Here is a 15,553-nt window from a genome sequence, read left to right as displayed (position 1 = left end):
CTCAATCCCTCCCTTCGCGCAGGCGCACCGTGATACCGGCCTCGTCTTGCGGCGAGAAAAAGAAGGGATAGAAAGAGCGCTCGTTGGGCACCGACTCCATGCGCCCGCCGTACAAGCGGATCTGTTCCGCCATATGCGTCAAGTCGAGCCGCAGCAGCACGGCCGGTGCGCCAACGCGGCTGCAGTGCCGTTCCGGCGCGGCATCCTTGAAGCCGAGCATGCGCTTGTAGAAGCGGACGTGCCGGGGATTGACTTCAATCACATAGTCGGTGCATCCATGCAAGTTGTGGGCGTACACGTAGGAAATATGGATCAGTGCCGCAAACACCCGCATATTGACATTGCGGTCGATCGCCAGGCGCGCCGGTTCGCACAACTGCCGTCCTTGCGCACGCAGGGACGACAAGATGTCGCCATAGTTTTCATCGGCCGGAAGGCCGATGGCAGGGTCATCCAGGCACAGCGACATGGTGCCAACCGTTTCGCCCTGGCTGTCGGCCGCCAGCGTGATGCGGTTGGGCTCGTGAGGCGCATTCGGGTCCACTTCATAGCCGCGCCATCCATACATCTTTTGCAGCAGCACGCTGGCCGCTTCGCGCTTGCCGGTCGAATTCGCCAGCCGGATATGGAACAGTTGCTGGTCGATCGCGTGTAATGGCTGTTCGCCGCCGGCATTTTCGTCAATCAACAGGGAAACAATGGTGTCGTCATCCACGGTGCGTCCTCCTATCGGTATAGGGCTTGGACACTCGGCTTGGCGCAAGGTTCCGCGCGCGTCGGATTTCTTTTCACCGGCATCGGCCAGCGGGGCGCCGGCGCATGGCACGGATGCTGCTCGTACCACCATGCCGGCAAACCCGCCGCCATCCAATCGGGAGATCCATGCTATGACTACCTTCTACAAGTCCGTACTGGCAACTGCCGCCTTCGTGGCGGCTGGCATCGCCAGCGCACCGGCCCAGGCCTCCACGTTCGCCTCAGCCATCCTCGACATCAACAATTTCCGCCTGCTGCATGGCAGCGGGGCTGCCTATAGCACGGCCGACTTCACGATCCTGCAGGGCACCAACGATGCCCACGCGACGGCGTCGCTGAACGGCATCTTCGCCGCCGATGCGTCTTCCATCCCCATCCTGACGGGCACGCCCAATGTGCTCCGCCAATGTGTCGGTGGGCCCTGCCTGGCAGACAATAACTTCACGCGCTTTCCCAGCCCGCCACCAGTGCCCGGCACCTTCGGTCACGCCGACCAGGACCTGACCGGCGCCTCGATCACCATCAACGGCAACCCTGCCGGCGCGCACGCACGCACCCGTGCCGATGCGTCGACAGCCCTGAATGCCGTCGCCTCCGGTAATTCCGATGTCGGGACTTCAACCACCTTCCGCTTCACACTTGGCGCGGCAGACACCATGACTGTGGAATTTGATGCCGCGGCTTTCACCCAGGCCTTTGTTTCAATGGGCTCGGGGCCGAATGCCAACGCCAATGCGCGCTTGTCGTGGTCGATCAATATCGTCGACCTCACGACCCAGCTCAGGATTTTCGAATTCGCCCCCTCCGAGCTGAACGAATTTAGCGTACGCAGCCGTACCGACGGCGCCCCGGGCCTGTCGACCTACGACTTCGCGACTGTGCCCGGCACGCCGTTCTCCGCCATTTCGCCTTTGCTGACGGCCGGAACCAGCTACCAGATCACGATCCAGCACAACACCTTGGCCAATGCCCTGCAGCAGGAACTGCCTGAACCGGATTCCTTGGCCGTGCTTGCAGCGGGCATGCTGGCGATGTCGCTGGCACTGCGCCGCCGCCAATCCTGATCACTTCTTGACGGGCCTCAACGTTCGGGCGGGTTCGGCAGCGCGGCAGAAAACCCGCCCATATAATCCAAAGGACCGAGGCGTATCACCAGGGAGCGCAGCATGGAGCATCTCTTCAGCCAATTGCTGTCCAGCCTGCAAGGTATGTGGAAGCACCGCTGGGCCGGGTTCAGCATCACCTGGTTGATCGTGCTGGTGGGCTGGGCCAAAGTCTATTCCCTGCCCAACGAATACCAAAGCACCGCGCGCGTATTTGTCGACACCCAAAGCATCCTGAAACCGCTGATGGTCGGCATGACCAGCATGCCCAATGTCGAGCAGCAGGTGGCCATCATGAGCCGCACCCTGCTCAGCCGGCCAAATATCGAGCGCGTGCTGCGCATGGTCGATCTTGACGTGCGCACGGTGTCGGCACGCGAACATGACGCGATGGTCGACGATATGTTGAAGCGCATCCGCATCAACGGCACTGGAACTTACGATATTTACACCATCAACTACGCAGATTCCGAACCGCGCCAGGTGCGCGATGTCGTGCAGGCCCTGCTGTCCATCTTCGTGGAAGGCAGCTTCAGGGGGAAGAAAGGCGATTCGGAAAAAGCGGTCCAGTTCATCGACGAACAGATCAAGAACTACGAAGACCGCCTGCTGTCAGCCGAAAATGCAGTCAAGGAGTTTCGCCTGAAGCATAACTTCCTGCTACCGCGCGAAGGACTGGACTACAGCGGCAAGCTGTTGACTGCCAGCGAATCCCTGGCCACTGCCCAGCTCGAGCTGGCCGAAGCGGAACAGGCACGTAAGGCCATTGAGGCGCAGTTCGGCGGCGACGAGCCCCTGCTTGCAGCCGCCGGCACGCCAGGCGAGGTGTCCGAACTCGATGCCAGGATCAGCGCATTGAACAAGAACCTCGACGCCCTGCGCATGCAATACACCGACCAGCACCCCGACGTTGTCGCAGCCTTGCGCCTGGTCGCCCAGCTTGAAGAGAAACGGCAAGAGGAACGCCAGAAGCAGCCGGACCCGGGCGATACGGCGCGCCAGTACAACCCCTTGTTCCAGCAGATGAAGGTCGCCCTGGCCGAAACGGAGGCGCGTGTCGCGGCACTGCGCGCCCGCGTCGAGGCCATGCGCGGACGGCAGGCCCAGTTGCAGGAACAACGCAATGCGGTTCCCGAGCTTGAATCCCAGCTCGCCCAATTGACGCGCGATTACCAGGTCAATAAGGACAATTACGAAAAGCTGATTGCCCGGCGTGAGGCGGCCAAGCTGTCGGGGGAATTGACAACCACCACGGAGATGATGAGCTTTAAGATCATTGATCCGCCAACCATGCCGCAACGCCCCAACGGCCCCAATCGCGCCCTGTACTACAGCGCAGTCCTGTTTGCCGGCCTGATCGGAGGTGCGGCAGCCGCCTTGGGTCTGTCGGAACTGCGTCCGACTTTCCTCAGCCCCGCCGAACTGCGCGCCAGCACCGGCCTGCGGGTCCTCGGCACCATCGGCATGAACTGGACCGACGACGAGAAGCGCCGGCATATGCGCGACCGGCTCGGTTTCGGCGCCGGCAGCGTTTGCCTGTTACTCGGCTATAGCGGTGTTATGGCCTTCACCCTGCTTTACCAATGAATGGAGGTCCCATGCAATTGCCGCCCAGTTTGCTGGAAGTTGCACCACCGACCGAGCTAGGGTATGCCGACATCAACCTGGTCCGGATGCGCCAACGGGGCATGGTGACACACGAAAGCGGCCGTACTTCCGTCGCCGAGGATTTCCGTATCGTCAAACGCCACCTGTTGAACGATGCGCAGGCCAACGGCAACAGCGCCATCCCGCATGGCAACCTGATTGTCATCACCAGCGCCCTGCCCGGCGAGGGAAAAACCTACTGCGCCGTCAACCTGGCAATGAGTATCTCGATGGAGAAAGATGCCAGGGCGCTGCTGGTGGATGCCGATGTGGCGCGCCCTTCGGTACTGAAAGTGCTGGGCTTGCAAGCCGAGCGCGGCCTGATGAATGTGCTGCTGGATGGCAGCATCGAGCTGTCCGACGTTATCATGCGCACCAACGTCCCTTCCCTGACCTTGCTGCCGTCCGGTCCTGCCAGCCGGCATGCCACTGAGCTCCTGGCCAGCCGCAACATGAGCCGCCTGCTGGAGGAACTCGCCAGCCGCTACCCCGACCGCATCATCGTGTTCGACTCGCCGCCTTTGCTGTTGACGACGGAAGCAAGCGTCCTGGTTTCGCAAATGGGTCAGGTGGTCATGGTGGTCGAAGCGGAAACCACGACACAGTCCGCAGTCCAGGCCGCATTGCAGCGTATCGAGCATTGCCGCCACGTGAACCTGGTGTACAACAAATCCCGCGCCTTCCCCGGCGCCGAGTATTACGGGTACTACGAATGATTGATGCGGCGGCCATTGGCGTCCTGCTCTTGTGCGCGTACATCCTGCACAAAGTGCGCAACATGCACCTGCTGGTGCATGCGATGAAAGATGACTCGCGGCAGGAACATGCCTCGCTGTTCCGCCAGCTTGAAGCCTTGCAGGGCCTATACATCAGCTTGGGACTGCAACGCGCACTGCCGTTGACGCGCGGCTGGGCGGCGTCGCCGGACTTCCTGCAAGAGCTGGCGGCCCACGCGCTTGACGAGAAACCGGCATGCGTCGTTGAATGCAGCAGCGGCACTTCCACGCTGGTGCTGGCACGCTGCATGCAGATTAATGGCGCCGGCAAGGTCTACAGCCTGGAACATGATCCAGCCTACGCCCGGCGCACTCGGCGCCAACTGGAGTTGCACGGCCTCTCAGACTGGGCGGAAGTCATCGATGCGCCGTTGTTGATGCAGACCTTTGGCGACCGCCAGCAGCCCTGGTACGATTGCAGCGGTTTGCAGCCCGGCCAAGCGATCGACATGGTCGTCATTGACGGCCCTCCGCAGGCGACCTGCGATGCCGCGCGCTATCCGGCGGGTCCCATCCTGTTCCCGCGCATGGCTCCCGGCGCAGCGATCTTCCTTGACGATGCCATGCGCCCAGGCGAAAGAACCGCCTTGCAGCGCTGGGCAGCCGAGTTTCCTGAACTTGAAATCAGCTCGCTGCCGTGCGAGAAAGGTGCCGCGGTGCTGCGCTACAGGCCGAAAGCCTAGGTCTCAGAGCGCATTGGCCGGCACCAGTTCGCGGTAGCAGGCGGCAACCTGGGCCGCCACGCGCTGCCAGGTAAACTGCTCCACCATCGACTGCACGCCGGTGCGTTCAGGGGGACGTGAGGCCAGGCCGATGATCGCTTCACGTTGGCCGGCGCGGTCATTCCAGGCGACCTTCCGCAGCACAGCCTCCGAACCGTCAAGCTGGAGCGCGCTTTCCTGTGTCATGACCACCGGCGTACCGGCGGCCAGCGCCTCCAGCACCGACAACGGGAATATCTCGCCCTGGCTTGGGAGGGCCACCACGGAGGCCGCGGCGTAGGCACTGGCCAACAAAGGATCTTCATGGTCCAGCGCTCCAAGCCAGCGCGCCCATGGCGATCTCAGCACGCTTTGCAGGTAATCGTGCTCTTCCCGCGCAACCGGACCGATCATCACCAACGGCAGTTCGCTGCCCTCCAGCGCCTGGGCCAGTCCCAGCTGGTTCTTGTATGACGACACCGTACCCACCGTCAGCACGAATGGCCCGACGATGCCGGTGCGATGGCGGAACAATTCGCCTTTGGCGGTGAAGAAATGCCGGCTGATGCCGTTCGGGAAAACGCGGACCTTGGCGCGATCGGTCAGGAAACCATTCACAATCGCTTCGCGTTCCGCTTCGCCAAGCGCAATCACCAGGTCCGCTAGCTGCAGCGCGCGTTTGGTCTGGGCATAGCTCGTCTGCAGGTTGTACGAACAGATACGCCCCGCCAACCGGTCCGCGACCCGCGCGCGAAAGCCTGCATTACGGTCCCAGGTGGGCGACACCAGGGGCGACAGCACAACGGGGAGTCCCAGTTCGACCGCGGATTCGACCACGCGGAAGTTGCCATTGAATGCGGAAAAAACGTGGATCAGGTCGAAGTCGCTCAGTTTCTGGCGTGCCGGGTCGACCAATTCCGCCGACATCGAGGCATCGAGGTGATTCAGCGCCGCCACGGTCTCGCGCACCTGCACCTGCAGGCCGCCTTCGCGCTGGAACAACATGGGATAAGACAGGATTCCGATGCGCATAGCCCCTCCCCTTATTGCTGCCAACCAGCCCGGCGCAGGAAGCCGGCCAAAGGATGCCGCTGCAGCCAGATCGCCCAACCCCAGCCCAGCGTTCCGACACCGGCGCCGGCCAGCAGATCCAAGGTACCAAGTCCTCCGCTGCCGGCCACCGCAAGCACCAGGCAGGCCGGCGCGATCGCCGCGCAAGTAGCCAAAGCACTCTTGCGCAAGGCCTGCAGCAAAGCAACCAACTCCAGGCCGTACAACTTGCGCAGGCATCGCAGTACAAGCCAGCTGCGCAAAACCAGGCTAAGCGCAATCGCTGCAGCCAGCCAGTCCAGTCCCGCCAGGCCGGCCGGAACCAGCATGGCCAGGCGCCCGAATACCGCCATTGCATCGATCCGCGCTTGCTCGCCGATATGTCCGGTGGCCACCAGCAGGTAGCGCGCCATATTGAACATGCTATACAGCGCCGCGGCACCGCACATGATCCGTATCAAAGGTACGCAAGCTTGCCACTGGGGCCCGTACAACAGGGCCACCAGCGGCTCGGCGAAGAGACCTGCCATCAGGAAGAAAGGCCAGGCCAGGGCGGTGATGCAGGCGGCTGCCGAGATGTATGCCTGCAGGGGATCGCCTCCGTCACGCGCGTGCTTTGCGAACAGCGGAAAGATCACGGGCGAGACAGCGCTTGTCACGGCCTGGTTGAATAGCGAGAGTACCGACTGCGCCTTGCCGAGCACCGCCACCTGCTCGGCACCCAGCAGCTTGCCGGCGATCAGGTCCGGTGCCACCACGCCCACTTCGTCGATGGCATTGCCGGTGACTGCAAGCCCACCCGGCCTCACCAGCGCGAAGATGCCCTTCAATCCCGGGCGCCACGCCATGCCGGCGGGTTGCTGGACGAACGCGGCAATGAACCCGGCGAATGTCGCAGCGAAGCTCCCCCACGCCAGCGCACACGGTCCCAGGCCATGGGTGGCCAACGCGATGGTCGCCGCAAATTGCGTCGCGCTGTAGCAGGCTGACACCCGCAGCAAAGCGCCTGCACGCATTTCACGTCGCAGCATCGCAGTCACCTGCGAGGAAAACGGGACCAGGACGAAATTCAGCGACAGTATGCGCAGCACGGTCGCCAACTCTGCCTGGCGATAGAACACAGCCAGCGGTTCTGAAAGTACCGCCAGCGATAGGGCAAGCCCCCATCCCATGGCGATCGAAATGGTCAGCAAAGCGCGCTGCTCGCCGCTTGAAAGGTCGGCACGCGCAACCAGCAACTGGCCGGTCCCGAGATCGCGGAACACTTGCGCCAGCCCCGTCAGCACGGCGGCAATGGAATAAACCCCGATCTCTGCCGGCGACAAGATCCGTGCAAGAATGACTGACGAGGCCAAAGCCAGGGTGGCCTGCAGGTATTTCTCGGCAAAGCCGAAGGCAAAGTTGCGCGCCAGGCCGCGCATTTCATGTCAACCCGTCGTAGAAGGCCTCTACCTGCGCGCCGATCACCGGCACTGCGTACCTCGCCTCCACTTCGGCCCTGCCCCGGCGGCCCATTTCGCAACGACGCGCAGGGTCGTCAAGCAATGCGGTGATCGTGCTGACGGCGCCATCGATGTCACCAGGCGCAAGCAACTGTCCGCCGGCGCTGCCTTCCAGGATGTCTTCACTGCCGGGCACGCGTGTCGCCAGCGCGGGTACGCCGCAGGCCATGGCTTCGATGGTCGCGATGCCGAATCCCTCGCGGCGGCTGACCAGCAGGTGCAGGTCCATGGCGGGAATAATTGACTCGACCTTCGACTGGAAGCCCGTGAAGATGACGCGCCGTGTCAAGCGCTGGCGACGGACCAGGTCCCGCAATGAAGACTCCAGTGGACCGGTCCCCACCAGCAAGAGCTTCAACCTGGGCCGCGATTTCGCCAGGAGGGCGAAGATCGCCAGCAATTCCTCCGGACGCTTCTGCACAGAGAGGCGGCCTACGCTGCCAATGACCTCGTCGTTGTCGGCAATGCCCCACTGCCGCCGTGCGGCCGCGCGGCGCCGGGACGACGCCTGGAAGCGCCGCAGGTCGACGCAGTTCGGAATCACGGCCAATCTAACGTGCGCAGGCAGCCATTGGCGGTACAGCGCCAGGAAATGCTTCATCGCAGAGTCGGACACGGCATACACACCCTTCACTCCCGACATCGCGCGCTGCAGCAGTCCGCGCTGCCACTCATTGAATTCCGTGTGCGGGAATGCATTGTGCACGCTGATGACGGCCGGCACCCCGCAATGCTGCGCCAGCCACAAGGCGCTGGCGCCGTAAGTGGTCCAGCAGAACGCCACATGCACCAGGTCGGGACGCAGCTTGCGCAGGGCCGGCGCGCTGAATGCCATCGCACGCACGCGGTTGAGACGCCGCCAGGACCATTCCTCCAGCATGGGCGGTACATTCAGGTCGGCTAACTCGACGCATTCATCCTGTGCCGACTGGCGCCAGCGTTCGTCACCGACAAAACGCGGCGGCGCCAGTACGCAGTCGTAGCCAACCCCCTTCAGGAATCGTGCCTCGTCCAGCATGCGTAGTTCCATGCCGCCAAGTTCGCCGGAAAAGCTGGTCAGGACGATACGACGGCTGGCAGGACGTTTGGTGGCGGCCGCCGCTTCGGCGATGTAGCCGCCAAGGTAAGCCAGTTCCCAGCGCCGCTGGAAAATCCGTTCCGGATGGCGCAACAGCATGGCTGCGGCCAGGCCGCACAACTCCTCTGCGTATTTGCGCAGCATCCAGCGCGGCGCGCCGAACAGCTCGGGAAACTGGCCAGGCTTGGCCAAGCGGCAAGCGCCGCGCCCGTAGCGCCGGGCGCGCGCCATCACCCAGTCAGGAGTCAGTTGCACCGGGCGGATGTGGTGGGCGACCCGGGCCGTGGGACAAAACCAGGACTGGAAGCCCGCTCCTTCCAGCAGCCGGGTGAAACTGACTTCGCCGCCCATTGCGTATTCACCGGCCGCCGGCCCGATCGATTCGTCGAATCGGTAGCCGTGGCGGAACACCTCGCCGCGCACCGCCATGTTGGCACCCCACACCAGTCCCGGATAGACCGGACCCTCCGGCAGCAACGGGTCGGTCAGGCCGTACGTCAATCCGCAAGGCACCAGGCGCAGCAACCACTCCGGCGGCGCCTCGCTCCAGTCCGGTACGATACTGCCGCCGAAAATCGCGAAGCCCTGCCGTTCGTTCGCTGCGTCGGCATAGCGGACAAGCCAGTCGCGGTCAGGCGTGGCGTCATCGTCGGTGAACACGAACAGGCGGGTTTCCGGCCCCTTCATGGCCAGCGCCAGGCCATGGTTTAGCGCCGCGTTCTTGCCGCGCCGGGGTTCGTAGGCATAGTGCAAAGGGAGCCGGCCGGCATAAGACATCAGCAATTCGCGCGTACCGTCGTCACTGCCGTTGTCCACGACCAGCAGGCGCCACCCCTCTTCCGGGCTATGCAACTGCGTGTAGGCGTCCAGCACCTGCGGCAAAGTACGCACGCCATTGAACGTAGCCATCAGCACAGTCAGCATGATGATTCCTCCCTGGAGGTCCCAGTCTATGCAAGGCGCCGGCGCAAGCGCTTGCGTTAGCTCAAAGAGCCCGCGCGAAGCTTTGCTGTAATGGCTGTATGTCCACGCACTTCCTGCACACTGTTTCGGAACTCGGCGCCGGCAATGCGGCCTGGTACGCCGCCGCGCGCCTCCTGCGCATCGTTGGCCTGCCTATGTGGCGCTACCATTTCGTCGCGCAGCGTGTAGCGCCGGCCGCAATGCGTAACTCACCCGGAAAGCTTGTGATGTGCCCCATCGCCAGCCTGGCCGACTTGCCGTGCCAGTATCCCCGTCCGCGCGAAGTTGTTGCGGCACGCTTTCGCCAGGGCGGCTACAGCATCGCGGCCTGGAAAGGCCGGGAGCTCGCCGCAATCCTGTGGTACCAGTTCGGCGCCTACGAGGAAGATGAAGTGCGCGCGCGCTACTGCCTGCCTTCGCCTCGCTCATGCTGGGACTACGATGTCTTCGTGCAGCCGAACATGCGCCTGGGGACGGCCTTTTGCCGCCTTTGGGACGAGGCTCACCGGCGCATGCATGCGCGCGGCATTGAATGGACCTGCAGCCGGATCTCAGCCTTCAATCCCGGTTCGCTGCGGGCACACCGCCGTCTCGGCGCCGTGCATCTTGGCAGCGCCACATTCATCGCACTGGGACGATGGCAATTGATGCTTGCCAGCCATGCGCCATACATCCATCTGTCTGCCGGACCCCATTCGCGGCCACAACTTGTATTCGATACGCGCCCGCTTGAACATGGAGAACAGCAATGTCGGCTTACCTGATCCTGCTCGCCGCCCTCGCCGGCGATTGTCCGCCCTACAGCAAGGGCGCAACCGGTGGCGATTACTACGACGTGGAAGACGCCAAAGGCCTGGCAGTGGTCGAAACTTTTCATTTCGGTCCCCAGGTCGAGTCCCTTAAGCAGGGGGCGTCAAGCATGTTGGGAGGCGACATCGGCTACACGCTGGAGCACTTTCCCAACCATCCGCGCGCCTTGGCCGCGATGGCCCGCCTGGGCTTGCGCGTCAAGAAAGTCCAGGCGCCGGGCGCGCATCACACGGTGGAGTGCTACTTCCAGCGCGCGATCGCCTTCGTACCCAACGACGGGGCGACGCGCGCCCTGTTTGGCGCCTACCTGCTGTCCCTGCGGCGCGACGCCGACGCCATCGGACATCTGCAAGCGGCGCTTGAACTGCAGCCCGGAAATGCAAGCGCATGGTACAACCTGGGCCTGGCCGAGGTGCGCCGGAAGAATTGGGGGGCCGCATTGGAAGCTGCACACAAGGCGTATCGCCTCGGATTCCCTCTCCCCGGGCTGCGCCAGCAACTGAAAGCCGCGCGACAATGGCGCGAAGCGGAATCACTTGATCCCGTGGTGGCTCATTAAGTCATACAGCGTGGGACGGCTCACGCCAAGCAGTTCCGACGCGCGCGCAATATTGCCCCCTGTTCGCGCCAGCGCCTTCACCATCACCCGATATTCGGCGGCATTGCGCGCATCGCGCAAATCGATGTTTTCCGCCTGGGGCGAGCCGGCCGGAAGGCCCAGGTCTTCCAGGGTGATATGCGGCCCTTCGCTCATGATCACAGCACGCTTGATGCAATTCTCGATTTCGCGCACATTGCCCGGCCAGCCATAGGCTTCGATGGCGGCCAGCGCATCGGGGTGGAATGGCAGCGCCGGGCGCCCTTCCGCCTGCAGGAAGCGATGCCGGAAATGTTGCGCCAACAGCAGCGCGTCCCCGATCCGCTCGCGCAGCGGCGGCACCACCAGTACGATTTCACTCAGGCGGTAGAACAGGTCTTCGCGAAAGCGGCCCTCATCCACCATGACCTTCAGGTTGCGGTGCGTGGCGCATACGATGCGCACGTCCACCGCGATTTCACTGCGGCCGCCCAGGCGCTCGATCACGCGCTCCTGCAGGAAGCGCAGCATCTTCGCCTGCAGCGGCAAGGCCATGTCTCCAATCTCATCGAGGAAGAAGGTACCCCCGGCCGCCAGTTCGATCTTGCCCAGGGTTTGCCTTTCGGCGCCGGTAAACGCCCCCTTCTCGTAGCCGAAAAGTTCGCTCTCCAGAAGATGCTCGGGAATCGCCGCGCAATTGATGGCCACCATGCGCCGCTCATGGCGCGCGCTCAGTTCGTGCAGGCCGCGCGCCAGCACTTCCTTGCCGCAGCCGGACGCCCCCATCAACATCACGGTGGCCGAACTCGGGGCGACTTTTTCTATGCTCCGGCACACGCGCAGCATGCCTGGATCGCGCGTAACCAACCCCGCCAGTGGGGAATCAACCTCGGTCTGCAGCATGCGCCGGTTATCCTGCTGCACCGCGTGCAGGAAGAAGGCGCGCTCCGCCATCAGGCGCAGCATGTCGCCATCCAGTGGCTTCTGGTGGAAATCGTAGGCGCCGAGCGCCATCGCCTTCAGCACGTTTTCGCGGTCCTGGTTGCCGGACAGGACGATCACCTTGGTATCGGCCGCAATCGCCAGCATCTGCTGCAGCAAAAGCAAGCCTTCGCTCGCGCTGTCGGGCTCCGGCGGCAGGCCCAGGTCCATCGTGACCACCGCCGGCTGGTGCCGGCGCAACTGCCCAAGGGCAGCGTCGCGATTACCCGCGAACACCACCTCGTACCCGTCCAGGGCCCAGCGCAACTGCTTCTGCAGGCCCACGTCGTCCTCCACCACCAGCAGCTTTTTCTTGGTCATGAGCTGATGATGCAGCATGCTGCCAGTGGGGCTTTTGAGGCAGCGCAACGGCAAATAGTTTATATTGTTGCTTATTACGCGAAAAAACAGCCCGAAACACCATGAAATTCGACGTTGTGATTGTCGGCAGCGGCCTGGCCGGCCTCTCTGTTGCACTCCACCTGGCGGAAAGCCGCAAAGTAGCCATCATCTCCAAACGTGCCCTGCTCGATGGCGCCTCCAATTGGGCCCAGGGCGGCATCGCTGCCGTGCTCGATTCCGGCGACAGCCATGAGCAGCATATTGCCGACACCCTGGTGGCCGGCGGCGGCCTGTGCGACGAAGGCGCCACCCGTTTCATCGTCGAGCATGGCCGCGAAGCGATCGAATGGCTGATCGACCTTGGCGTTCCCTTCACGCGCGACGAAAACGCGGAACTTGGCTTCCACCTGACCCGCGAAGGCGGCCATAGCCAGCGCCGCATCATCCATGCGGCCGACGCCACCGGCCACGCCGTCCAGGTCACGCTGGAAGAAAAAGTCCGCGCGCATCCGAATATCAGCCTGTTCGAGCAGCACTGCGCGATCGACCTGATCACCACCGACAAGCTGGGCCCGCGCCCAGCGAATTCCCAACCGCGCTGCCACGGCCTATATGTGCAAGACGTGACCACCGGCCAGGTGCACACCGTCTCCGCGGAACACACGGTGATGGCCACCGGCGGCGCCGGCAAAGTCTACCTGTACACGACCAATCCCGACACCGCCAGCGGTGACGGCATTGCCATGGCCTGGCGTGCCGGTTGCCGCGTGTCGAATATGGAATTCATCCAGTTCCACCCGACCTGCCTGTACCACCCCTACGCCAAGTCGTTCCTGATCACGGAAGCAATCCGCGGCGAAGGCGGCCTGCTCAAGCTGCCGCCGGAAGCCGGCGCCGCCGCGGGCCAGCGCTTCATGCTGGCGCACGACGAACGTGCCGAACTGGCGCCGCGCGATGTCGTCGCCCGCGCCATCGACTTCGAGATCAAGAAACGCGGCCTCGATTATGTGCACCTGGATATCAGCCACAAGCCGGCCGACTTCCTGATCGAGCACTTCCCCACCATCTACGCACGCTGCCTGGAGCTGGGCATCGACATCACCAGGCAGCCCATCCCCATCGTTCCGGCAGCCCACTATACCTGCGGCGGCGTGGTGACCGACCTGTTTGGCCGCACCGACCTGCCGGGCCTGTATGCCGTAGGCGAGACGGCTTGCACCGGCCTGCATGGCGCCAACCGCCTGGCCAGCAATTCGCTGCTCGAATGCGTCGTGATCGGACGCGCGTGCGCGCAGGATATCCTGGCCCAGGACAAGGAAAGCACGCCATATCTTCCTGATTGGGATGAGAGCCGCGTCACCGACGCGGATGAAGAAGTGGTTATCGCCCACAACTGGGATGAGCTGCGTCGCTTCATGTGGAATTACGTGGGCATCGTCCGCACCACCAAGCGCCTGGAGCGCGCCCAGCACCGTATCGCCCTGCTGAAAGAAGAAATCGACGAGTATTACCGCCATTTCCGCATCACCAGCGACTTGCTGGAGCTGCGCAACCTGGTGGAAGTCGCTTCCCTGATCGTCAACAGCGCCCTGCAACGGCGCGAAAGCCGCGGACTGCATTTCAGCCGCGACTACCCGGCCACGCTGCCGAAGGCGCTGCCGACCGTACTCACGCCGGAGCGCCGCTAAGGTACGTTCACCTCATGGCGCAAGCCCAGGCGCTTCAACTCTCCGCTATCGACCAGGCGCTGGAATTCCATATCGAATTCCTTGCGCAGGGTGTCGGAAGCCGAGCGCTTGGGGAAAGCAAAATAGCCATCCTGCACCTCGATCACACGGGGCAGCATGGCTAACTGGCCGGAAAGCCCCAACCTGCCCAGTACCGGTTCAGTATTGCGGCGATTACTGGCAAACATCTGCGCGTGTTGTGCCGCCAGCATCTTCAAGCCGCTATCGACGCTGTTCACCACATCCAGGCGAAGCTGCGGCCGCGCCTTGTCGAACGCCGTTCCATAAGACCAGCCGTTCACTATCGCAATGCGCTGTTCGGACAGGGAAGCGTAGTCCCCGCTCCAATCCTGCATCGCCCCTTTACGGACGTAGAACACCATCTGGTCCTGGTAGAACGGCATTTTCGAGAACGACATCAACTGCTGGCGTTCGAATGTCTTGTAGGGGCCGACGAGGATATCGGCCTTGCCCTGGGCGACCAGGGCCTGGGCGCGCGCCCAGGGATAGAGTTCGAAGATCGCCCGGTGCCCCAGGCGCTGGGCGATGAGGCGCACCACTTCCGGCCCCAGGCCGATAATTTCACCCTCCTGTCCACGTTCGTAGACGCGTTCGAAATGCGTGCCGATCACCAGCAGGTCGCGGGCGGCCGCCGGCAGGCAGCAGAGCAAGGCGAAGATAGCAGCAGCGAATTTGCGCATGGTTTCTCCCTGGGTGCCACCCTATGATAGCATTTCCGAATGACAAATCCAGCCACATTGCGCGCTGCAACAACAGCCGATATCCCGGCAATGGAAGCCCTGATCCGGCGCTCGGGAATCCAGCTCAGTAAAGGCTTCTATACCGACGAGCAGGCCGCAGCGGTAACCCGCCACGTGTTCGGCGTCGACACGCAATTGGTGGAAGACGCAACCTACTTCGTGATCGAACGCGATGGCGAACTGCGGGCCTGCGGCGGCTGGAGCAAGCGCGCCACACTGTTCGGCGGCGACCAGCACAAGTCCGGGCCGGATCCCCTACTCGATCCGGCGAGCCAGCCTGCCCGCATCCGCGCATTCTTTGTCGATCCGGCGGTGCCGCGCCAAGGCTTGGGCCGCATGCTGATGGAGCACTGCGAACGCGAGGCCGCGGCAGCTGGCTTCCTGTCCATGGAACTTGCCGCGACCATGCCAGGCGTGCCGCTCTACGCTGCCTGCGGTTTCGAGCCGATAGAAGACATGGCGCTTGCCCTGCCCGGCAACGTCTCGGCACCCTTGTCACGCATGCGTAAGCGCATTGCCTGATTACCTGCCTGTTCCGGAATTCACGCCTTGGTGTGGACGGCCATTGCGTTCAATCGAGTCACGATCGATCACTTCCATGTTCACGGTCTGGCGTTTGCGCTTCAGGTGCGAACCGGTCTGCTCCACAACTTCATCTTGACTGGCGTATTTTTGCTCGCCGGCAGCTTGATCCGGAACATTGGCGCAACCAGCAAACAAGATCGACAGTGCGGCGACGGTAAAAATTTTGATCATAAGAAACCCCTATCGGAAAGAGA

15 protein-coding genes are annotated in these 15,553 nt (G+C 63.1%); 8 read left to right on the top strand and 7 right to left on the bottom strand.

The window, feature by feature from the left end; genetic code table 11:
- Nucleotide 1: 1 nt before the first annotated feature.
- Complete coding sequence (locus tag BM269_RS22985; RefSeq protein ID WP_170860459.1) at nt 2-847, bottom strand: N-acyl amino acid synthase FeeM domain-containing protein; 846 nt, start codon at nt 845-847, stop codon at nt 2-4.
- A 40-nt stretch (nt 848-887) separates the two neighbouring features.
- Here BM269_RS22985 and BM269_RS22980 point away from each other — a divergent pair, with 40 nt between their 5' ends.
- The 4 genes from BM269_RS22980 to BM269_RS22965 all read left to right on the top strand — a co-directional run bounded on the left by BM269_RS22980 (nt 888) and on the right by BM269_RS22965 (nt 4,965).
- Complete coding sequence (locus tag BM269_RS22980; protein WP_090442697.1) at nt 888-1,820, top strand: EDSAP-1 family PEP-CTERM protein; 933 nt, start codon at nt 888-890, stop codon at nt 1,818-1,820.
- Between the two features lie 102 nt (nt 1,821-1,922).
- Nucleotides 1,923-3,446, top strand: a complete 1,524-nt coding sequence (locus BM269_RS22975) for an XrtA system polysaccharide chain length determinant (protein WP_090442695.1) — start codon at nt 1,923-1,925, stop codon at nt 3,444-3,446.
- 11 nt (nt 3,447-3,457) lie between these two features.
- Nucleotides 3,458-4,222 carry an XrtA-associated tyrosine autokinase gene (locus tag BM269_RS22970; protein WP_229204762.1) on the top strand — a complete coding sequence of 255 codons (765 nt, stop codon included), beginning with the start codon at nt 3,458-3,460 and terminating at the stop codon, nt 4,220-4,222.
- The gene (locus BM269_RS22965) at nt 4,219-4,965 is read left to right on the top strand and encodes a class I SAM-dependent methyltransferase (protein WP_090442689.1); all 747 of its coding nucleotides are present in this window, start codon (nt 4,219-4,221) and stop codon (nt 4,963-4,965) included. The genes BM269_RS22970 and BM269_RS22965 overlap by 4 nt, the downstream gene beginning before the upstream one ends.
- Before the next feature lie 3 nt (nt 4,966-4,968).
- Here BM269_RS22965 and BM269_RS22960 read toward each other — a convergent pair whose 3' ends face one another.
- Genes BM269_RS22960 through BM269_RS22950 form a run of 3 tightly spaced genes read right to left on the bottom strand, consistent with a single transcriptional unit; the run spans nt 4,969 to nt 9,537 of the window.
- On the bottom strand, nt 4,969-6,015 hold the full coding sequence (locus tag BM269_RS22960; RefSeq protein WP_090442686.1) for a glycosyltransferase: 1,047 nt from the start codon (nt 6,013-6,015) through the stop codon (nt 4,969-4,971).
- 11 nt (nt 6,016-6,026) lie between these two features.
- Nucleotides 6,027-7,454 (bottom strand): oligosaccharide flippase family protein, encoded by a 1,428-nt coding sequence (locus BM269_RS22955; protein ID WP_090442683.1) that lies wholly within the window; start codon nt 7,452-7,454, stop codon nt 6,027-6,029.
- Between the two features lies 1 nt (nt 7,455).
- Nucleotides 7,456-9,537, bottom strand: coding sequence for a glycosyltransferase (locus BM269_RS22950; protein WP_229204760.1), 2,082 nt, complete (start codon nt 9,535-9,537; stop codon nt 7,456-7,458).
- Between the two features lie 98 nt (nt 9,538-9,635).
- On the opposite strand from BM269_RS22950, the gene BM269_RS22945 reads away from it, so the two are divergent.
- Together BM269_RS22945 and BM269_RS22940 are read left to right on the top strand one after the other, a co-directional pair.
- Nucleotides 9,636-10,340 carry a GNAT family N-acetyltransferase gene (locus BM269_RS22945; protein ID WP_090442680.1) on the top strand — a complete coding sequence of 235 codons (705 nt, stop codon included), beginning with the start codon at nt 9,636-9,638 and terminating at the stop codon, nt 10,338-10,340.
- Entirely contained in the window at nt 10,325-10,945 is a 621-nt protein-coding gene (locus tag BM269_RS22940) for a hypothetical protein (protein ID WP_090442678.1), read from the top strand. The genes BM269_RS22945 and BM269_RS22940 overlap by 16 nt, the downstream gene beginning before the upstream one ends.
- Here BM269_RS22940 and prsR read toward each other — a convergent pair.
- Nucleotides 10,919-12,265 carry a PEP-CTERM-box response regulator transcription factor gene (gene prsR / locus BM269_RS22935; RefSeq protein ID WP_090442806.1) on the bottom strand — a complete coding sequence of 449 codons (1,347 nt, stop codon included), beginning with the start codon at nt 12,263-12,265 and terminating at the stop codon, nt 10,919-10,921. The genes BM269_RS22940 and prsR overlap by 27 nt on opposite strands.
- Nucleotides 12,266-12,366: 101 nt before the next feature.
- Here prsR and nadB point away from each other — a divergent pair, with 101 nt between their 5' ends.
- Nucleotides 12,367-13,974 (top strand): L-aspartate oxidase, encoded by a 1,608-nt coding sequence (gene nadB / locus BM269_RS22930; protein ID WP_090442675.1) that lies wholly within the window; start codon nt 12,367-12,369, stop codon nt 13,972-13,974.
- Here the strand turns inward: nadB and BM269_RS22925 are convergent.
- Nucleotides 13,971-14,714 (bottom strand): substrate-binding periplasmic protein, encoded by a 744-nt coding sequence (locus tag BM269_RS22925; RefSeq protein WP_090442673.1) that lies wholly within the window; start codon nt 14,712-14,714, stop codon nt 13,971-13,973. The genes nadB and BM269_RS22925 overlap by 4 nt on opposite strands.
- 39 nt (nt 14,715-14,753) lie before the next feature.
- Here BM269_RS22925 and BM269_RS22920 point away from each other — a divergent pair, with 39 nt between their 5' ends.
- On the top strand, nt 14,754-15,296 hold the full coding sequence (locus tag BM269_RS22920; RefSeq protein ID WP_090442669.1) for a GNAT family N-acetyltransferase: 543 nt from the start codon (nt 14,754-14,756) through the stop codon (nt 15,294-15,296).
- Here the strand turns inward: BM269_RS22920 and BM269_RS22915 are convergent, their stop codons facing one another.
- Nucleotides 15,297-15,530: a hypothetical protein gene (locus BM269_RS22915; RefSeq protein ID WP_090442666.1), complete on the bottom strand. Its 234-nt coding sequence runs from the start codon at nt 15,528-15,530 to the stop codon at nt 15,297-15,299. It lies immediately after the preceding gene.
- Nucleotides 15,531-15,553 lie beyond the last annotated feature (23 nt).

This window comes from Duganella sp. CF458, assembly GCF_900113115.1.
Taxonomy (GTDB): Bacteria; Pseudomonadota; Gammaproteobacteria; order Burkholderiales; family Burkholderiaceae_D; genus Rugamonas.
Note: the sequence above shows the minus strand (reverse complement) of the source record. Positions and strands in the feature narration are given on the sequence as shown.

Excerpts from the sequence above, each read along its gene's own strand:
- BM269_RS22950 (WP_229204760.1), bottom strand. The coding sequence starts at position 9,537 with ATGCTGACTGTGCTGATGGCTACGTTCAATGGCGTGCGTACTTTGCCG.
- BM269_RS22980 (WP_090442697.1), top strand. The coding sequence starts at position 888 with ATGACTACCTTCTACAAGTCCGTACTGGCAACTGCCGCCTTCGTGGCG.
- BM269_RS22965 (WP_090442689.1), top strand. The coding sequence starts at position 4,219 with ATGATTGATGCGGCGGCCATTGGCGTCCTGCTCTTGTGCGCGTACATC.
- BM269_RS22985 (WP_170860459.1), bottom strand. The coding sequence starts at position 847 with ATGGTGGTACGAGCAGCATCCGTGCCATGCGCCGGCGCCCCGCTGGCC.
- BM269_RS22975 (WP_090442695.1), top strand. The coding sequence starts at position 1,923 with ATGGAGCATCTCTTCAGCCAATTGCTGTCCAGCCTGCAAGGTATGTGG.
- BM269_RS22955 (WP_090442683.1), bottom strand. The coding sequence starts at position 7,454 with ATGCGCGGCCTGGCGCGCAACTTTGCCTTCGGCTTTGCCGAGAAATAC.
- prsR (WP_090442806.1), bottom strand. The coding sequence starts at position 12,265 with ATGACCAAGAAAAAGCTGCTGGTGGTGGAGGACGACGTGGGCCTGCAG.
- BM269_RS22960 (WP_090442686.1), bottom strand. The coding sequence starts at position 6,015 with ATGCGCATCGGAATCCTGTCTTATCCCATGTTGTTCCAGCGCGAAGGC.
- BM269_RS22945 (WP_090442680.1), top strand. The coding sequence starts at position 9,636 with ATGTCCACGCACTTCCTGCACACTGTTTCGGAACTCGGCGCCGGCAAT.
- BM269_RS22925 (WP_090442673.1), bottom strand. The coding sequence starts at position 14,714 with ATGCGCAAATTCGCTGCTGCTATCTTCGCCTTGCTCTGCTGCCTGCCG.
- BM269_RS22970 (WP_229204762.1), top strand. The coding sequence starts at position 3,458 with ATGCAATTGCCGCCCAGTTTGCTGGAAGTTGCACCACCGACCGAGCTA.
- BM269_RS22940 (WP_090442678.1), top strand. The coding sequence starts at position 10,325 with ATGTCGGCTTACCTGATCCTGCTCGCCGCCCTCGCCGGCGATTGTCCG.
- nadB (WP_090442675.1), top strand. The coding sequence starts at position 12,367 with ATGAAATTCGACGTTGTGATTGTCGGCAGCGGCCTGGCCGGCCTCTCT.
- BM269_RS22915 (WP_090442666.1), bottom strand. The coding sequence starts at position 15,530 with ATGATCAAAATTTTTACCGTCGCCGCACTGTCGATCTTGTTTGCTGGT.
- BM269_RS22920 (WP_090442669.1), top strand. The coding sequence starts at position 14,754 with ATGACAAATCCAGCCACATTGCGCGCTGCAACAACAGCCGATATCCCG.